The sequence below is a fragment of the Streptomyces sp. NBC_01591 genome, assembly GCF_035918155.1.
In the GTDB taxonomy this organism is placed as follows: Bacteria; Actinomycetota; Actinomycetes; order Streptomycetales; family Streptomycetaceae; genus Streptomyces.
On record NZ_CP109327.1, the window covers coordinates 8,519,840 to 8,534,707 of the forward strand.

Annotated in this window: 17 protein-coding genes and 2 pseudogenes; 12 read left to right on the forward strand and 7 right to left on the reverse strand. The window is 69.6% G+C overall.

The window, feature by feature from the left end; translation table 11 throughout:
• Positions 1-8 precede the first annotated feature (8 nt).
• Positions 9-530, forward strand: a complete 522-nt coding sequence (locus tag OG978_RS39365) for a RidA family protein (protein ID WP_326770294.1) — start codon at positions 9-11, stop codon at positions 528-530.
• An 863-nt stretch (positions 531-1,393) separates the two neighbouring features.
• A complete protein-coding gene (locus OG978_RS39370; protein ID WP_326769813.1) occupies positions 1,394-1,804 on the forward strand; it encodes an aldose epimerase family protein in 411 nt (136 codons plus the stop codon).
• 63 nt (positions 1,805-1,867) lie between these two features.
• Here OG978_RS39370 and OG978_RS48505 read toward each other — a convergent pair whose 3' ends face one another.
• Positions 1,868-2,314, reverse strand: coding sequence for a Fur family transcriptional regulator (locus OG978_RS48505; protein ID WP_442817807.1), 447 nt, complete (start codon positions 2,312-2,314; stop codon positions 1,868-1,870).
• Between OG978_RS48505 and OG978_RS39380 the strand changes: the two genes are divergently transcribed.
• The 8 genes and pseudogenes from OG978_RS39380 (at position 2,252) to OG978_RS39415 (ending at position 9,619) form a co-directional block, all read left to right on the forward strand.
• Positions 2,252-2,422, forward strand: coding sequence for a hypothetical protein (locus OG978_RS39380; RefSeq protein ID WP_326770329.1), 171 nt, complete (start codon positions 2,252-2,254; stop codon positions 2,420-2,422). The two genes, OG978_RS48505 and OG978_RS39380, sit on opposite strands and share 63 nt — an antisense overlap.
• Positions 2,423-2,497: 75 nt before the next feature.
• Positions 2,498-2,824, forward strand: coding sequence for a hypothetical protein (locus OG978_RS39385; protein WP_326769815.1), 327 nt, complete (start codon positions 2,498-2,500; stop codon positions 2,822-2,824).
• On the forward strand, positions 2,809-3,108 hold the full coding sequence (locus OG978_RS39390; RefSeq protein WP_326769816.1) for a hypothetical protein: 300 nt from the start codon (positions 2,809-2,811) through the stop codon (positions 3,106-3,108). Before OG978_RS39385 ends, OG978_RS39390 begins: the two co-directional genes overlap by 16 nt.
• A 794-nt stretch (positions 3,109-3,902) precedes the next feature.
• On the forward strand, positions 3,903-4,130 hold the full coding sequence (locus OG978_RS39395) for a ferredoxin (protein ID WP_124722398.1): 228 nt from the start codon (positions 3,903-3,905) through the stop codon (positions 4,128-4,130).
• Positions 4,127-5,518, forward strand: coding sequence for an NAD(P)/FAD-dependent oxidoreductase (locus OG978_RS39400; RefSeq protein WP_326769817.1), 1,392 nt, complete (start codon positions 4,127-4,129; stop codon positions 5,516-5,518). The genes OG978_RS39395 and OG978_RS39400 overlap by 4 nt, the downstream gene beginning before the upstream one ends.
• Before the next feature lie 13 nt (positions 5,519-5,531).
• Positions 5,532-6,743 carry a cytochrome P450 gene (locus OG978_RS39405; RefSeq protein ID WP_326769818.1) on the forward strand — a complete coding sequence of 404 codons (1,212 nt, stop codon included), beginning with the start codon at positions 5,532-5,534 and terminating at the stop codon, positions 6,741-6,743.
• Positions 6,744-6,851: 108 nt separating this feature from the next.
• Entirely contained in the window at positions 6,852-8,672 is a 1,821-nt protein-coding gene (locus tag OG978_RS39410) for a glycoside hydrolase family 15 protein (protein WP_326769819.1), read from the forward strand.
• Between the two features lie 3 nt (positions 8,673-8,675).
• Positions 8,676-9,619: pseudogene (locus OG978_RS39415) on the forward strand (cyclase family protein).
• Positions 9,620-9,845: 226 nt separating this feature from the next.
• On the opposite strand, the gene OG978_RS48510 reads toward OG978_RS39415, so the two are convergent.
• Both OG978_RS48510 and OG978_RS48515 read right to left on the reverse strand, forming a co-directional pair.
• Complete coding sequence (locus tag OG978_RS48510; protein WP_442817808.1) at positions 9,846-10,043, reverse strand: hypothetical protein; 198 nt, start codon at positions 10,041-10,043, stop codon at positions 9,846-9,848.
• Positions 10,040-10,258 (reverse strand): hypothetical protein, encoded by a 219-nt coding sequence (locus OG978_RS48515; RefSeq protein ID WP_442817809.1) that lies wholly within the window; start codon positions 10,256-10,258, stop codon positions 10,040-10,042. The genes OG978_RS48510 and OG978_RS48515 overlap by 4 nt, the downstream gene beginning before the upstream one ends.
• 333 nt (positions 10,259-10,591) lie before the next feature.
• On the opposite strand from OG978_RS48515, the gene OG978_RS39425 reads away from it, so the two are divergent.
• Together OG978_RS39425 and OG978_RS39430 are read left to right on the forward strand one after the other, a co-directional pair.
• On the forward strand, positions 10,592-11,077 hold the full coding sequence (locus OG978_RS39425) for a gluconokinase (RefSeq protein ID WP_326770295.1): 486 nt from the start codon (positions 10,592-10,594) through the stop codon (positions 11,075-11,077).
• A gap of 125 nt (positions 11,078-11,202) precedes the next feature.
• Positions 11,203-12,777 (forward strand): GMC family oxidoreductase, encoded by a 1,575-nt coding sequence (locus tag OG978_RS39430; RefSeq protein WP_326769820.1) that lies wholly within the window; start codon positions 11,203-11,205, stop codon positions 12,775-12,777.
• Between the two features lie 30 nt (positions 12,778-12,807).
• Here the strand turns inward: OG978_RS39430 and OG978_RS39435 are convergent, their stop codons facing one another.
• The 4 genes and pseudogenes from OG978_RS39435 to OG978_RS39450 form a co-directional block, all read right to left on the reverse strand.
• Positions 12,808-13,062, reverse strand: coding sequence for a hypothetical protein (locus OG978_RS39435; protein WP_442817870.1), 255 nt, complete (start codon positions 13,060-13,062; stop codon positions 12,808-12,810).
• A complete protein-coding gene (locus OG978_RS39440) occupies positions 12,990-13,925 on the reverse strand; it encodes a cytochrome d ubiquinol oxidase subunit II (RefSeq protein ID WP_326769821.1) in 936 nt (311 codons plus the stop codon). Before OG978_RS39440 ends, OG978_RS39435 begins: the two co-directional genes overlap by 73 nt.
• Before the next feature lie 217 nt (positions 13,926-14,142).
• A pseudogene (locus tag OG978_RS39445) lies at positions 14,143-14,460 on the reverse strand (cytochrome ubiquinol oxidase subunit I); the annotation flags it as partial.
• A gap of 32 nt (positions 14,461-14,492) precedes the next feature.
• Positions 14,493-14,807, reverse strand: a complete 315-nt coding sequence (locus tag OG978_RS39450) for a hypothetical protein (protein ID WP_326769822.1) — start codon at positions 14,805-14,807, stop codon at positions 14,493-14,495.
• Positions 14,808-14,868: the final 61 nt, after the last annotated feature.

Consider the following 14,868-nt stretch of genomic DNA (forward strand, 5'->3'; position numbering starts at 1 on the left):
TCGGCGCCATGGAGCACTTCATACATCCCAATGGTTCACTGCCCGTCAACGGCTGCAGCCACGCGGTCGCCTTCACCGGAGGGATGGTCGCCGGTTCGGGTCAGGTTCCGGTGGACGACGACGGCAATCCGGTCGGTAAGGAGGACGCTGAGGCCCAAGTCCGGCAGGTCTACGCGAATCTGACCATCGCGCTGGTCGCAAGCCCGCAGATGAGTCGTCGCCGTGACCGGTGCAACGATGGAAGGCGTCCCCGTTCCGGCCGACGAGCCAGGGCATCGGCGTTTCATAGGTGGTCAGCGCTTGGCGGCGGCTTCCTCGGTCTGGCGCCACGCCCCGTACTCCTGCCGCATGTACGCCCGCGCGCCCATGCCCCGTTGCCCGGCCCGAGCAATGCCTGCGCGTACACGGAGGCGCTCTTTCTGGGCCCGCCAGAGGGTGTGTCGCTTCGTAGTGAGGGTGTGTCTCGGCTGTGCGATCACCCCGGTGGCGTTCTTTTGGAGAGGAGTCTGTGGGCGTCTGCCCGTTCGTGATCTCCTGACATGTGACGTCGGGAGTAAGGGGTAGTCGATATGGCCGGGCCGGTGATGAGGCAGCGGGGGCCTGTGGAGGTGGAGTTCTTCGGGTTCTGTCTGCAGGAACGGGATGAGGCTGCGGTTCCTGTGCAGTTTCCTGAGGACTGGGACACCGGAGGCGGCTTCCTGACAGCTCGTGAGGGCCGACTGGATGTGAGGAGTGCCGGTCATACCCACACTGCGGATCTCATGGTGGAGTGTGGGACGATCCGCCGCCGGAGGCGACTGGGGACTGGGAGGCGGAGGCACAGGCGGTGATCATTTCGCCGTCAGGAACGCTGGACGTCTGGGGTGTCACTGGGGGCGATGCTGGAGAGCCTGTGTTCCTGGGGCGTCCGGGGACGTGGCAGGTCAGGCTTCGGTGTACGGGGCGGGCCTCGGTGGCCGAGCAGTCTCAGCGCGGTGTGCCGGAGGGAGTCGAGCAGTACTTCGCGCAGTTCTGGCCGGCGCAGGAATGACGAGTGGGCCGGGAGCGGGGCGCTCCCGGCCCAAAGACTCACTTGATTTCGACGATGAAGCCGTCGTCCTTGCCGTCGATGATCCGGTTCTTCGTCATGAACTGGCCGAGCAGGATTCCTGCGTCACGGTTCTCCGCAGTGACCAGTGGCATGGCGGAGAAGTTGTTCTTGGGCGCCGTCGGTTCGGACAGGGACTGCTCGGCGATCCACTGCCCGAGCGGATACCCGCCGGTCCCGCCCAGTCCTCGGGCGTGACGAACGTGTACGGCACCCGCAGCGCACCGTTCCCGGTCTTCCGCAGCCCACCGGGTAGCCGCCTCGATCCCGCGCCGCCAGTAGGCGCCCTCCGGGTCAGACCAGTCGGTGCTGACCGTCCCCGCCCGGACGTGGCTGCGCACCGATGAGCGCGGCCTGCCGGTGGCCGCCGAGCCGGTTGCCGGGACGCCGTACGACCTGCGTACGCCGCAGGCTGTCGGAGCGCGCCGACTGGACACCCCGTTCGCCGACCTCGACCGGGACACGGACGGGCGGGCCGTGGTTCGCCTGGCCCATCCGTCCGGTTCGTTCGGTACGGACGTGTGGCTCGGTGAGGGAGCCGACTACGTGCAGCTCTACACCGGCGACACCCTCCCACCGGGGGAGCGCTGCCGCGCGGTCGCCGTCGAACCGATGACCTGCCCGCCGGACGCCTTCCGCAGCGGCACGGCGCTCGTCAGCCTCGCCCCGGGCGAGCGGCACACCGTCCGGTGGGGGATCACGCCGTGGGGGGAATGACGGCGCAGTCATGGCCCTTGACCTGATCCTCATCGGGCCGAGGACCACCCTTCGACGTGGACCTCAGCGGGACGCCGCGCTCGTACAGCCCAAGTAGGCCTGATTGCCGCAGCTACGGCCGTCATTCGGTAGTCGCACGTCGTCCACCCCAGTCGGGACACGCTCCGGAGAGTTCGACCGTGTGCCGGACGTTCGCGAACTCGGAGGCTTGCGCCATGTTGTCGGCCCAGTCCTCGACCGGGCCTGAGCCGACGGGCCGCTCAGACCGCATTCGGTGCAGATGAGGTAGTGGCGGTGGTCTGGGTCAGCGCGGTAGCGGAAGAGGCGTTCACCGTTGGTGTCACGGACCAGGTCGGCCCGGCCGGCGTCCGCCACGGCGGTGAGGGTGCGGTGGACCGTGGGCAGGTCGGCTGGTGAGCCGTCGGCAGCGAGGTGGCTGCGCAGAGCTTGGGCGCTGACGAAGCCGTCGGCCCGGATGAGCGCCCTGAGGGCAATGTGATGGCCATCCACGGCGAGGGCGCCATCGCGGCCCTGCGCCCGGGGCGCGTCCTGCTGCCGCCGGACGCGCACGAGGATCTGTGGAGCGAGGGGTACCTGGAACAGGGCTCGCTGCTCTGACCGGCCCCGGGAGCGCGGTGGCCTGGCGCGCCCGCCCCGGGCGTGCGCTGTGCCGAATGAACGAGGAGGCCGCGGGTGCTCTTTGGCGGTGGGCCGGAGTGGCTGAATGCCCGTGATCCGGGCATGCGGGCGGTGCGTCGTTCGGCCCGGGTGACGCTCGTGGCGTGCACGGTGTTCTACGCCGCGCGCCACGGCCTGGGGGAACATGTCGCGGCGATCTACGCGCTGTTGGGCGCGATCGCCTCCGGCGGGATGTCCTTCGTCCCGGGTACGCTGCGTGAGCGCGGCCGTACGCTGCTGGCGGCGCTGCCGGTCGCGGCCGCGCTGGTCACCCTGGGCACCGCCTCGGGGCGCACTCGTGGACGGCGGCCCTCAGGATGCTCGGGGTGGCCTTCCTGGTGACGTACACGGGGGTGGGCGCGCCCCGGCTGGCGGGCCTGGCAGGCGGCCTCCAGGCGTTCTGTATCCTGGCGTCCTTTGCGCCGTACGCCCCCGAGATGCTGGGAGCGCGCCTGGCCGGTCTGGCGACTGGGATTGTGCTGATGGCGGTGGAGATCTGGCTGCTGCCGGACTTCCCGCCGGGGCGTTACGCGGACCGGCTGGCGCGCGCCGCGACGCTGGCGTCCGGGGTGCTGCGGGCGTTCACGGAGGAGCCGCGGTCACCGTTCGAGAGCCGGAGCGGCTGATGATGGCGTCGCAAGAGCTGCGGATGAGCCGGGCGCCGGGCGACGAGCCGACTTCGGCGTCGGCGCGGGACCGGGCGCTGCGCCAGGGCGCTGCTTAGATGGGTCATCTGCCGGCCCGGACCAGGCAGTTGACGCAGGACGCCGCGACACGCCCGGCGCCCGCGACCCTGCAGTATCCCGGCTGGTGCACGCGTCGGCCACCGCGTGCCACGGCGTCGCTCTCGGGCTGTCCGGCCGGGGCCCGGCGCCTTCCGACGCCCCGTACACTGCCGCCGCGGCGGACTTCAAAGCTCACCGCATCCGCCCGTCGATACGGGGCGCGAGCAGCGAGGCCGTGGTGTGCGGCGGCGCGATCGCCCTGGACATCGCGAACACCGGGACCCTCCTGGTCACGGCGGTGCGGATCGCACTCGGCGCGCCCGTGCCCGCGGACGCGACGCCGCACTCGGATCGGCCGGGCCCGTTCTGGTACGCGGGGCGGCCCGCGCTCTCGCTTTACGGGCGTCGCCTGCAGCGCCCGCGCGTCCCTTTTTCCGGAGTGCGGACGACGTGCGCGCGGGATACGCTTTTGAGGGCAAGGTCAGGTTCTCCGGGTGGTTTTGCAGACGCCCGGTCCGCATTCGCGATGATTAACTCTGCCTGCGGAGACCTTTGACGTGCGTGGTGCACTCCTTCGTATTCGCAGGAGTGAGTAACAGCCGATTCCCTTCTTCGGAGGCGTGCCTCGCGCTTTGGGCGCCGTGGTGGTGCTGCCTCAGGGTCCGCAGCTTTGTTTCTCTGAAATGGAGCTCGGGATGAGAGTTGTCGTTGATCTTTCCCGGTGTCAGGGGTATGCGCAGTGCGCGTTCCTGGCTCCGGACGCGTTCCGGATGCACGGTGAAGAAGCGCTGATGTACAACCCGAACCCCGACGATGCTCAGCGCGAGCAGGTGCTGCGTGCCGCGGCAGCCTGCCCGCTCCAGGCGATTCTGGTCGACCAGTTGGAGGGGCGGGACGCGCCGGTGGGGACGTCGCAGTCATGACCAGCGCCGATACCCTGAAGGGGTTCAAGCGCGACGGCCGCGTTGTGATCGTCGGGGCCTCGCTGGCGGGACTGCGAGCCGCGGAGGCTCTGCGCGATGAGGGGTTCACCGGATCCTTGACCATGATCGGTGACGAGCTGGGTGAGCCTTATGACCGCCCCCCGCTGTCCAAGCAGGTGCTGACCGGATGGGTGCCGGCCGGGGGCACCACGCTGCCGCGACGTCGTGACATCAATGCGGAATGGCTGCTGGGCGTGCCCGCCGACGGGCTGGACCTGGCGACCAACCACGTGCATCTCGCCGACGGCCGCGAGGTTCCCTTCGACCGAGTTCTGATCTCCACCGGGGTACGGGCCCGGCCTTGGTTCGTCGAGACCGAAGCGGCCCTGGACGGAGTGTTCGTCGTGCGCACGCGCGAGCACGCCGACGGCCTGCAGCAAGCCCTCGCCGCCGGGCCCTCCCGCGTACTGGTCATCGGCGCGGGCTTCACCGGCTCCGAGATCGCCTCCATCTGCCGCGAGCGGGATATCCCGGTGACCGTCGCCGAGCTCGCGCCGGCCCCGCTGGTCGGGGCGCTCGGCGCCGTGATCGGTGATGTCGCGGCGGACATGCAGCGCGCCCACGGCGTCGACCTGCGCTGCGGTGTCAAGGTCACCCAGCTGGAGGGCGACGCGCAGGGGCGCTTTCACCGCGCCCACTTCGACGACGGCAGCACCATCGACGCCGACGTGGCGGTGGTGGCGCTCGGCGGCATCCGCAACACCGAGTGGCTGCGCGACTCGGGACTGGCGGCAGGTCCATGGGGCATCGCCTGCGACACGGGCTGCCGCGCCCTCGACCTCAACGGCCTGATCACCGACGACATCTTCGTCGCCGGAGACGTGGCACGCTGCCCGAACCCGATCTACGAGTACCGGCTCATCTCGCTGGAGCACTGGGTCAACGCCGTGGAGCAGGCCCAGGTCGCGGCGCACAACATGGTCAGCGCCCAGGCGGACCGCTGGCCGCACCTGTCCATTCCGACGTTCTGGTCGATCCAGTTCGGCGTCAACATCAAGTCCGTCGGTGTACCGACTTTCGCCGACGAGGTCGTAGTCACCCAGGGGTCGGTGCCCGACCACCGCTTCGTCGCCGCATACGGCTACCAGGGCCGCGTCACCGCGGCGGTCAGTTTCAACAACGCGAAGTGGCTGGACCACTACCGGCAGTTGATCGAGACGGCCGCGCCCTTCCCGCCGCCCTGTCCCACGCCCGATGAACCCGTCGACGCGAAGCCGGTGCCTGTCGACTTCCCCGGCCCCAGGCTGCTCGCCCAGGGCGCCACGGTGGTCGTCACCGGCCACGACCCGAGCGAGCGGCGCGTCACGGCTGCGTGGCAGCACCGGTAGGAGAGAAAGCGACATGACCACGACCGAGACGCCCATCCTGCGCCGGATCCTCGACCACTCCGCCCGGGCCGACCCGTACCCGCTGTACGCCGAGCTGCGCGAGACCCCGGTGGCCCTGCAGGAGGACGGCAGCTACGTCATCAGTACCTACCGCGAGCTCACCGGCATACTGCACGACCCGCACCTGAGTTCCGATGTCCGTAACCTGTCACGGCCGATGGCCGCGGCCGAGGCACGTACCACGCCGTCGTTCATCAACCTCGACCCGCCCGAGCACGACCGCCTGCGGCGCCTGGCGATGCGCCACTTCGGCCCCCCGCACACCCCGGGTCTGGTGACCGGCATGGAACCGGACCTGACCGCCACCGTCAGCGGCCTGATCGACGACTTCGCGGACAAACAGCAGATCGACATCGTCGACGACTTCGCCTACCCGTTCCCCGTCACCGTGATCTGCCACCTGCTCGGCGTGCCGCGCGAGGACGAACCGCAGTTCCACGTGTGGGTGAACGCCATCATCGACTCGCTCGACTACGACCCCAAGACCGACCCGAAGGAGAAACTGGACAACGGCATGCAGGCCACCACAGACCTGCGCGAGTACCTCGGCGGGCTGCTGGAGCAACGCCACGGCCGGCCCGGCGGCGACCTGCTGACACGGCTGGCCAACGATGACGGGCCCGACGGGCGGATGACCGACGACGAAATCGTCAGCACCGCGAACCTGCTGCTCATCGCCGGCCACGAGACCACCGTCAACCTCATCACCAACGGTATGCTGACGCTCCTGCGCCACCCGCAGGTGCTGCAACGACTGCGCAGCGAACCGGACCTGATCGTGCCCCTGGTCGAGGAACTGCTGCGCTACGAACCCCCCGTGCACATCATTCCCTGGCGGGCGGCGTACAGCGACATCACCGTCGCCGACACGGTCATCCCCAAGGGCTCGCAGATCCTGCTCATGCTCGCCTCGGGCAGCCGCGACCCGGACCGCTTCCACGATCCCGACCGCTTCGACCCCGATCGGCAGGACAACCAGCACCTGGGCTTCGGCAGCGGCATCCATCTGTGCTTCGGCGGCCCACTGGCCCGACTGGAAACCCAAATCGCACTGACCGAACTGGTACGCCGCCTGGACCGGCCCAGGCTGGTCGCCGACCCGCCACCGTACCGGCCCAGCCCCATCCTGCGAGGTCCCATCCATCTGCACATCAAGCAGAGCTAGTGGCGAACGCAGCAGCCTAGGGCAGCAGCAATGCGCGCCAGCACCTCGCTCACCTCAGTGGTGACCTCTACCTGGAGAAACAATCCTTTCCCAGACTCCGGAGCCGCAATGGACCGCTACCCTCCCATCGCCGAGCACGGCCTGGTGGGCGACCTGCAGACAGCCGCGCTCGTCTCGTCGCAGGGCGTCGTCGACTGGTTCGCCGCTCCCAGGTTCGATTCGCCCAGCATCTTCGCGGCCCTGCTCGACCACGACCGCGGCGGGTACATGCGGCTGGCCCCCGAGCACTCCGACGGGACCTGCAAGCAGCTCTACTACCCCGACACCGCCATCCTCGTCACCCGGTTCCTGTCGCCGGACGGCGTGGGCGAGGTGGTCGACTTCATGCCCCCGGACCGGACCCGCACCGCCACCGACCGGCACACCCTGGTCCGCGGCGTCCGTGCCGTGCGGGGGACCGTCGACTTCACCCTTGAGTGCAGGCCGCGCTTCGACTACGGCCGGGCCGAGCACGAAGTCGAACTCGGCGAGAACGGCGCTCTGTTCCGGGCCCCCGGGATCGACGGGCACCTGCAGTCCACCTTTCCGCTGGAGCGGGACGGCCGGGACGTGCGCGGAAAGGTGACTCTGAAAGCCGGCGAATCCGGCGGTGCGGTGTTCACCGTCTGCGCGTCCGGCGGCGAGGCGCCCGCACCCCCCACGGTCGACGGGCTCACCGGGCAGTTCGACGAAGTCGCCCAGTTCTGGCGGCACTGGCTGAGCCGGTCCCGCTACCAAGGACGGTGGCCCGAGCTGGTGCACCGCTCGGCCATCACCCTCAAACTCCTCACCTACGCCCCCACCGGCGCACTGATCGCGGCGGCCACCACGGGCCTGCCCGAGCAGGTCGGCGGGGAGCGGAACTGGGACTACCGGTTCACCTGGGTACGCGACGGCTCGCTGTCCGTGCGGGCCGTGCTCGACCTCGGCTTCGTCGAGGAGGCCACCGCCTTCCTCCACTGGCTGACGGACAGGCTGTGTGAGCGCGAGGGCAAGGAGGGCGAGCCGCTCCAGACCATGTACCGGATCGACGGCAGCCCCGACCTGCCGGAGGAGACACTCGATCACTTCGAGGGCTACCGCGGCTCCTTCCCCGTCCGCATCGGCAACGGCGCCGCAGACCAGCTCCAGCTGGACATCTACGGCGAAGCCCTCTACGCGGTGTCCCAAGGTGCCGAGATCGCGCAGCAGGCCAGTTTCGAGGGATGGCGGACGGTTGCCAGGACGCTGGACTGGTTCGCCGACAACTGGGACCGGCCGGACGAGGGCATCTGGGAGACCCGCGGCGGCCGCCAGGACTTCACCTACAGCCGGGTGATGTCGTGGGTTGCCCTCGACCACGGGCTGCGCCTGGCCGAGAACTTCCGCAGGCCCGCCGACCTGGAACGGTGGCGCAAAGCGAGAGACGCCGTATTCGAGCAGATCATGGAACGCGGCTGGAGCGAGAAGGAGCGCGCCTTCGTCCAGCACTACGACGGCGAGGTCCTGGACGCCTCGCTGCTGCTCATGCCCAGAGTCGGGTTCATCGCACCCCGGGACCCGACGTGGCTCTCCACGCTCGACGCGATGGACCGCAAGCTTGTCTCCGACAGCCTCGTCTACCGCTACGACCCGGCGGCATCGCCGGACGGGCTGCGCGGCTCGGAGGGCACCTTCAGCCTGTGCACCTTCCTCTACGTCGACGCGCTGGCCCGGGCGGGGCGGCTGTCCCAGGCCCGCTACACCTTCGAGAAGATGCAGACCTACGCCAACCACGTGGGGCTGTTCGCCGAGGAGATCGGCCCGAGCGGGGAGCAACTGGGCAACTTCCCCCAGGCATTCACCCATCTGTCCCTGATCATGGCCGCGATCACCCTCGACGAGGCGCTCGACGCGGAGAACGGGCGCTGAACCATGGTCATGCACGCCCGTCCGGCAGAACCGCCACAGCTGACCGCGGCCGAGTTCGACGTGCTGTACCGGCGCCTGGTCCTGCGCTCCGCCTGGGCCAGAGGCGACCGGGGTGCTCTGGACGCACTCACTCCCGCCCGGCTGCTGGCCGCCACCCGCGAGGTGCGGACGGGCCGGACGGTCACGCTCGCCGCGCTGGTGGAGACGTTTCCCGGTCCGGACAACCCGGAGCCGGCGAGGCACCGGATGAGTGGGCAGCCGGACGACGACACCTCGTGCGGGCTCCGCTTCGCGATGGACAGCTTCGCCATGAACGTGCACGGCGACGCCGACAGCCATATCGACGCCCTGTGCCACGTGATCTACGACGGCACGCTGCACGGCGGCGTGGCCGCGAGCAGCGTCACGTCGGGCGGCGCCGAAGCGCTCTCCATCGAGGCGGCTCGCGACGGGATCGTCGGACGTGGAGTGCTGCTGGACATCCCACGGCTGCGCGGCGTGCCGTGGCTCGAACCGGGTGATCACGTGACCGCCGACGACCTCACCGCGGCGGAGACCGCCCAGCACGTCCGCGTGAGTGAGGGCGACCTGCTGTTCGTCCGGGTCGGCCACCGCAGACGGCGTGGCGAGTTGGGCGCATGGCACACGGCGGACGCACGCGCGGGTCTCCATCCGTCCGCGTTGAGTTCCTGGCGGAGCGGCGGGTCGCCGCACTCGGCGGCGACGGGAACAACGACACCGCCCCGAGCTCCACCGAGGGCGTCGACTTCCCCGTGCATGTGCTGGCGGTCCACGCCATGGGCCTTCATCTGCTGGACTACCTGCAGTTCGAGGATCTGGCGCCGGTCTGCGAGGCGGAGGGGCGTTGGTCGTTCCTCTGCGTGATCGCCCCACTGAGGCTGCCGGACGCCACCGGCTCACCGGTCAACCCGATCGCCATCCTCTGACGTCCCGGGCCCGGATCCAGGTCAGGGCTTGCGGGGCAGCGCGATGTTTCCAGCGGCTCCCCGGCCAGGTGGCGCAGCACCTGGTTGCGGCACGGGGCAGGAGCTCGGGCAGATCGATGAGCGCGTGGACGACCCCGCGCGGAGCGGTGCGGGCGGTCCGTGCCACTCGCAGGACCGCGCACTCGAAGGGGCTGAGCCGGTCCTCGACGGCGGTGGCGATGGAGCCTTAGCCCACGAGCAGGACGGTGCGGTCGGCCGGCGCCGCGCGGAAGCCGCTCCGCCGCACCTCGGCGTCCTTGGCGCGGGCGAAGTCGGGGATGCCGCGGAGCGACGCGAGGGCGAGCGATACGGCCGGCTCGGCGGTGCTGGCGTCGTGAACGCCTCTGGCGTTGTAGAGAACGACACCGCTGGGAACGTACTTCACGAGGTCGTCGACGCGGCGGACAGGGACTGGACGACTCGCGACCGCAGCAGGCGCGGGAGCACCGCCACGGCAGCATCCGAGAAAGGTGTGGAGATGACGAAGAACTCCACCGCCTCCAGGGTCTCGGCGCCGGGCGGACCGCCGGTACCGTCCCATACCGCGACGGGCAGGCTCTCGGGCAGGCCGCCGACCCGCGACGCTCGGTACGGGAGCAAGGAACCGGGCGGCGCCCGGATCTGCGGGAGGGTCCTTGGGGCTCATGGGTCGAATCTGGAGCGAATCGCTCCGGAGCTATGCGTTTGACCAGCGGTTCCCTCCGATCTCGTCGTCAGATTTCACGTAAAGTACAGCCACGAGAGTGTTCAGGTCTGTCGTCACACACGGTGTCAGACACCCTCATCTCATGGACAGGCCGAGCTCCGGTTCACTCGTCCGGAGACTGCCGGTCAGCTCGCCGCGGTCCCGTACTGTCGGGTGGAGTCGGGCAGGCGCCACGTCGGAGGAACGTCGTGCGAACAACTCCCAGGGCGCCCACGGTCGTCGTGGTCATGGGTGTCTCGGGATCGGGGAAGTCCACCGTGGGTGGACTGCTCGCACAGCGGCTCAAGGTGCCCTTCTTGGAGGCGGACGACCTCCACCCGGCCACGAACCGCGCCAAGATGGCCGCAGGCCGTCCGCTCGACGACGAGGATCGCCGGCCCTGGCTGCTGGCCCTCGCCGACTGGATCCGGGAGGCGACCGACTCCGGCCAGGGCGGCGTGATGGCGTGCTCGGCTCTCGAGCGCGCTTACCGGGACCTGTTCCGCAGGGCAGGCGCAGGCGTGTGGTTCCTGCACCTGGCGCTCGACCGGGCGACCGCCGACCAACGGGTCGCCGGACGCGTGGGCCATTTCATGCCGGCCCGGCTGGTGGACTCCCAGTACGCCGCCCTCGAACCGCTGCGACCGGATGAGCCCGGGATGACCGTCGACGCGGAAGCCGAGCCGCAGGCCATCGTCGACGAGGCGGCGAACGCCGTGCGGGCGATCCGTTGAATACGCACCTGCTCGGCTCCCGTCGGGTCGCCGCCCCCGAGGCCGCCCGATAGCTTCATATTTGGCATATGACATCCGGGCGCTATGGCCAGGGCAGCCGACGACTTCCAGAACGGGACCCTCGCATGGCCGACGATCACCACTATGACGTCATCGTCATCGGTACGGGAGCGGGCGGCGGCACGCTCGCCCACCAGCTGGCCCCCACCGGCAAGCGGATCCTGATCCTGGAGCGTGGCGACTACCTGCCGCGGGAGCGGGACAATTGGGACTCCACCGCCGTCTTCGTCAAGGGCAAGTACCGTGCCCCCGAGTTCTGGTACGACAAGCACGGCAACGAGTTCCCCCCAGAGGTGAACTACTACGTCGGGGGCAACACCAAGTTCTACGGCGCCGCACTCTTCCGGCTCCGACCCGAGGACTTCGGCGAGCTGCGCCACCACGACGGCATCTCACCTGTCTGGCCGATCCGTTACGAGGATCTGGAGCCGTACTACACGCAGGCCGAGCAGCTCTACCTGGTGCGCGGGCGGCATGGCGAGGACCCCACTGGGGGCCCGGCCAGCGGCCAGTACCCACACCCACCGGTGGAGCACGAGCCGCGTATCCAGCAGCTGAGCGACGACCTGGGGGGACTGCACCCCTTCCACCTGCCCATCGGCGTGAACCTCACCCAGGACGAGAACGGCCGGGCCACGCATTCCAGCGTCTGTATCCGCTGCGACCGGGTCGACGGCTTCCCCTGCCTGATGGGCGCCAAGTCCGACGCGCAGGTGATCTGCGTCGACCCGGCGCTGAAGCACGACAACGTCACGATGGTGACGGGCGCCAACGTGCGACGTCTGGAGACCAACCCGACCGGACGCACCGTCACAAACGTCGTGGCCGAGCACGGGAACGGGACGACCGAGGCATACAGCGCCGACATCGTGGTGGTCGCCTGCGGCGCGGTCAACTCGGCCGTCCTTCTGCTCCGTTCGGCCAACGACAAGCACCCCGGCGGCCTGGCCAACAGCTCGGACGTGGTGGGACGCCACTACATGCGTCACAACAACCTGGCGCTGATGGCGGTGTTGAAGGAACCGAACCCCACCGGGTTCCAGAAGACCCTGGCGCTGCACGACTGGTATCTGGGAGCGGACGACTGGGACTTCCCGCTCGGCGGCATCCAGATGCTTGGCAAGTCGGACGCCGACCAGATCCACGGCGAGGCGCCACGCTGGGCCGGCGCGGCCTCGCCCGACATGCCGTTCGAGATGCTGGCGCACCACGCCGTCGACTTCTGGCTGTGCGGGGAGGACCTCCCGCTGCCGGAGAGCCGGGTCACCCTCGACAAGGACGACAGTATCCACCTGGCTCTCGACGAGAAGAACAACATCGCCGGTGTGAAACGCCTCCAGCACAAGCTGAAGGGGATGCTGAGCCACCTGGGCATGCACGAGCACCACCTGCTGCCGCACAGCATCTACCTGCACAAGGGCATGCCCATCGGGGCCACCGCGCACCAGGCCGGCACTGTCCGGTTCGGCGACGACCCGAACAGCTCCGCACTGGACGTCAACTGCAAGGCCCATGACCTGGACAACCTCTACGTCGTGGACACCAGCTTCTTCCCAAGCATCGGCGCGGTGAACCCCTCGCTCACCGCCATCGCCAACGCCCTGCGGGTCGGCGACCACATCGCCGCCCGGCTCAGGTGACGGGGTGCCGCACGCAGCGACGGAGCGCCGCTACAGGTTGTCGCCGGGTGCTCTGGCGGCCCGGGTGTCGGCATCGGTGAGCGGCTCCAGCTCACCCAGTGTGTCGAGCTGGTAGAGCAGCACCAGCGCCGGTCCGACCAGCACGATCGCGATAGCCGTGACGAGCGCCAGCCAGCGCAGGGTCTGTGCAGCGCCGGCCGCCTGGGCCACCGTCAGCGAGGTGGGCAGTACGTAGGGGCGCTGCGCGAAGCCCCAGGCGCCGACGGTAAGGGCGACGCTCGCCACCGAGGTGTGGCGGGACCAGCCGTACGATCGGCGTAGGAGAAGCAGCACCGTGGCCAGACTGCAGACTGCAGACTGCAGACTGCAGACCGCAGACCGCAGACCGCAGACCGCAGACCGCAGACCGCAGACTGCAGACTGCAGACTGCGGCCAGGACGATCAGCAGCAGGCCCCAGGACCCGGTGAGGCCCTCCCAGACGTACCGCGCGTCGCCGTGGGCGACGGGCAGGCCGATGAGTGCGAGGACGACGACGGCGCAGAAGGCAAGTAGCGCCCGCAGTCGGAAGTAGTCGACGAGGTCGTCGGCGCCGAACCGCCGGGCGTCGGAGCAGAGGAACACCGCCCCGAGAAACGCGGTGGCTGCGATGGCCAGCAAGCCCGCGAGGACGGAGGTCGGGTTGGCCCAGGCGTCCGTGGACGCGGTGGTCCCGACCGCGACCCGGCCGGAGGCGATGCCGCCGAGTACCGCCCCGAGGAAGAACGGCGTGAGCAGCGATGAGATGGCAAACATCGCACCGTAGATCCGTCGTTGGGCCAGTCGGCGGGACGGCTTGTGCAGGGCGAATCCGGCGCCGCGGAGCACCAGGCCGACGGCCGCGAGCGCGAGGGGCAGCCACATTGCTGTGAAGACGGCCTGGAACATCGTCGGGAAGCCGGTCCACATGACGACGAAGACGAAGATCAGCCAGACGTTGTTGACCTCCCAGACCGGCGCCATGGCGTGATCGATGAGCCAGCGGGGCCGCTGGCCCCGCTCCGCCCCTCCGGCCATGAGGTCCCAGAAGCCCGAGCCGTAGTCGGTGCCCCCGGCACTGGCGTAGGCGGCGATCGCGAGCACCATGACCCAGGCGATGAGATCGGCCATTATGACGCACCGCCAGAGGTGCGGTCGGAGCCACCACCAGGCGCGGCCCCTGCGGCTGTGGGCTCGGTCTCGCTGCTGTGCCCGTAGGGGGTGTCGGTCTCAGGGGGGAGCGCGGCGCACTGTCCGAGCCCGCGTCTGCGATGCGCCAGCGCGTTCGCATCTTGAGGACGATCGCGAGGAACGAGCCGAAAACGGCCACGTACACGGCCATGACGATGCCGAGCATCGCCCACAGCGATCCGGCGCGAGTGTCGGTGACCGCTTCCGAGACCCGCATGTGGTTGTAGACGATCCAGGGCTGGCGGCCGACTTCCGTGGTGATCCAGCCGCACTCCACGGTGATCAGGCACGCGACTCCCGCGATTGCCGCGCAGCGGAAGAACCAGCGGCTGCGAGGCAGACTCCGGTGTCGCAGCCAGGACCAGGCGTACCAGAGCGCGAGCAGAATCAGCAGGCTGCCGATGGTGACCATGATGTCGAAGGCCCAGTGGGAGATGGTGGCCTGGACGGCGGTGGGGCGGTCGGCGGCCGGCACTGACGTCAGCCGCTGTCTGCCGGGCGCCGTGGTCAGGGAGGCGGCGGCGCCTTCTGCCCGGGCGCCCGGCCGGCCGGCGCTTCGGCGTCGGACCAGGTGAAGGCGCGCTTGCGTCGTGTGCTGGTGGCGAAGGAGATGGACCAGCCGAGCACCGCTCCCAGCCTGCTGCGGAATCCGGTGAGGAAGGCCAGTTGGATGAAGAGCCAAGCCAGCCGGCCGAACACACCCGACAGGTGCAGGGGCCCCGTCTTGACGACGGCCCGGCCGCGGGAGATGTAGGCGGCGCTGTCGAGGTCCCAGTACATGAAGGGCGGAGGCTTGGTCCTGCCCTCAACGGCGGGGCGCACGACCGGCCTGTGTATGCTCCCGACTGCATGGCAACCTCGGCCAGTCCCGGTAGCCTGTTCA

What these genes read in the sequence shown, in the direction of transcription:
- OG978_RS39395 (WP_124722398.1), top strand. Translation starts at nt 3,903, where the DNA reads ATGAGAGTTGTCGTTGATCTTTCCCGGTGTCAGGGGTATGCGCAGTGC.
- OG978_RS39425 (WP_326770295.1), top strand. Translation starts at nt 10,592, where the DNA reads ATGGGTGTCTCGGGATCGGGGAAGTCCACCGTGGGTGGACTGCTCGCA.
- OG978_RS39400 (WP_326769817.1), top strand. Translation starts at nt 4,127, where the DNA reads ATGACCAGCGCCGATACCCTGAAGGGGTTCAAGCGCGACGGCCGCGTT.
- OG978_RS39430 (WP_326769820.1), top strand. Translation starts at nt 11,203, where the DNA reads ATGGCCGACGATCACCACTATGACGTCATCGTCATCGGTACGGGAGCG.
- OG978_RS39440 (WP_326769821.1), bottom strand. Translation starts at nt 13,925, where the DNA reads ATGGCCGATCTCATCGCCTGGGTCATGGTGCTCGCGATCGCCGCCTAC.
- OG978_RS39405 (WP_326769818.1), top strand. Translation starts at nt 5,532, where the DNA reads ATGACCACGACCGAGACGCCCATCCTGCGCCGGATCCTCGACCACTCC.
- OG978_RS39410 (WP_326769819.1), top strand. Translation starts at nt 6,852, where the DNA reads ATGGACCGCTACCCTCCCATCGCCGAGCACGGCCTGGTGGGCGACCTG.
- OG978_RS39365 (WP_326770294.1), top strand. Translation starts at nt 9, where the DNA reads ATGGAGCACTTCATACATCCCAATGGTTCACTGCCCGTCAACGGCTGC.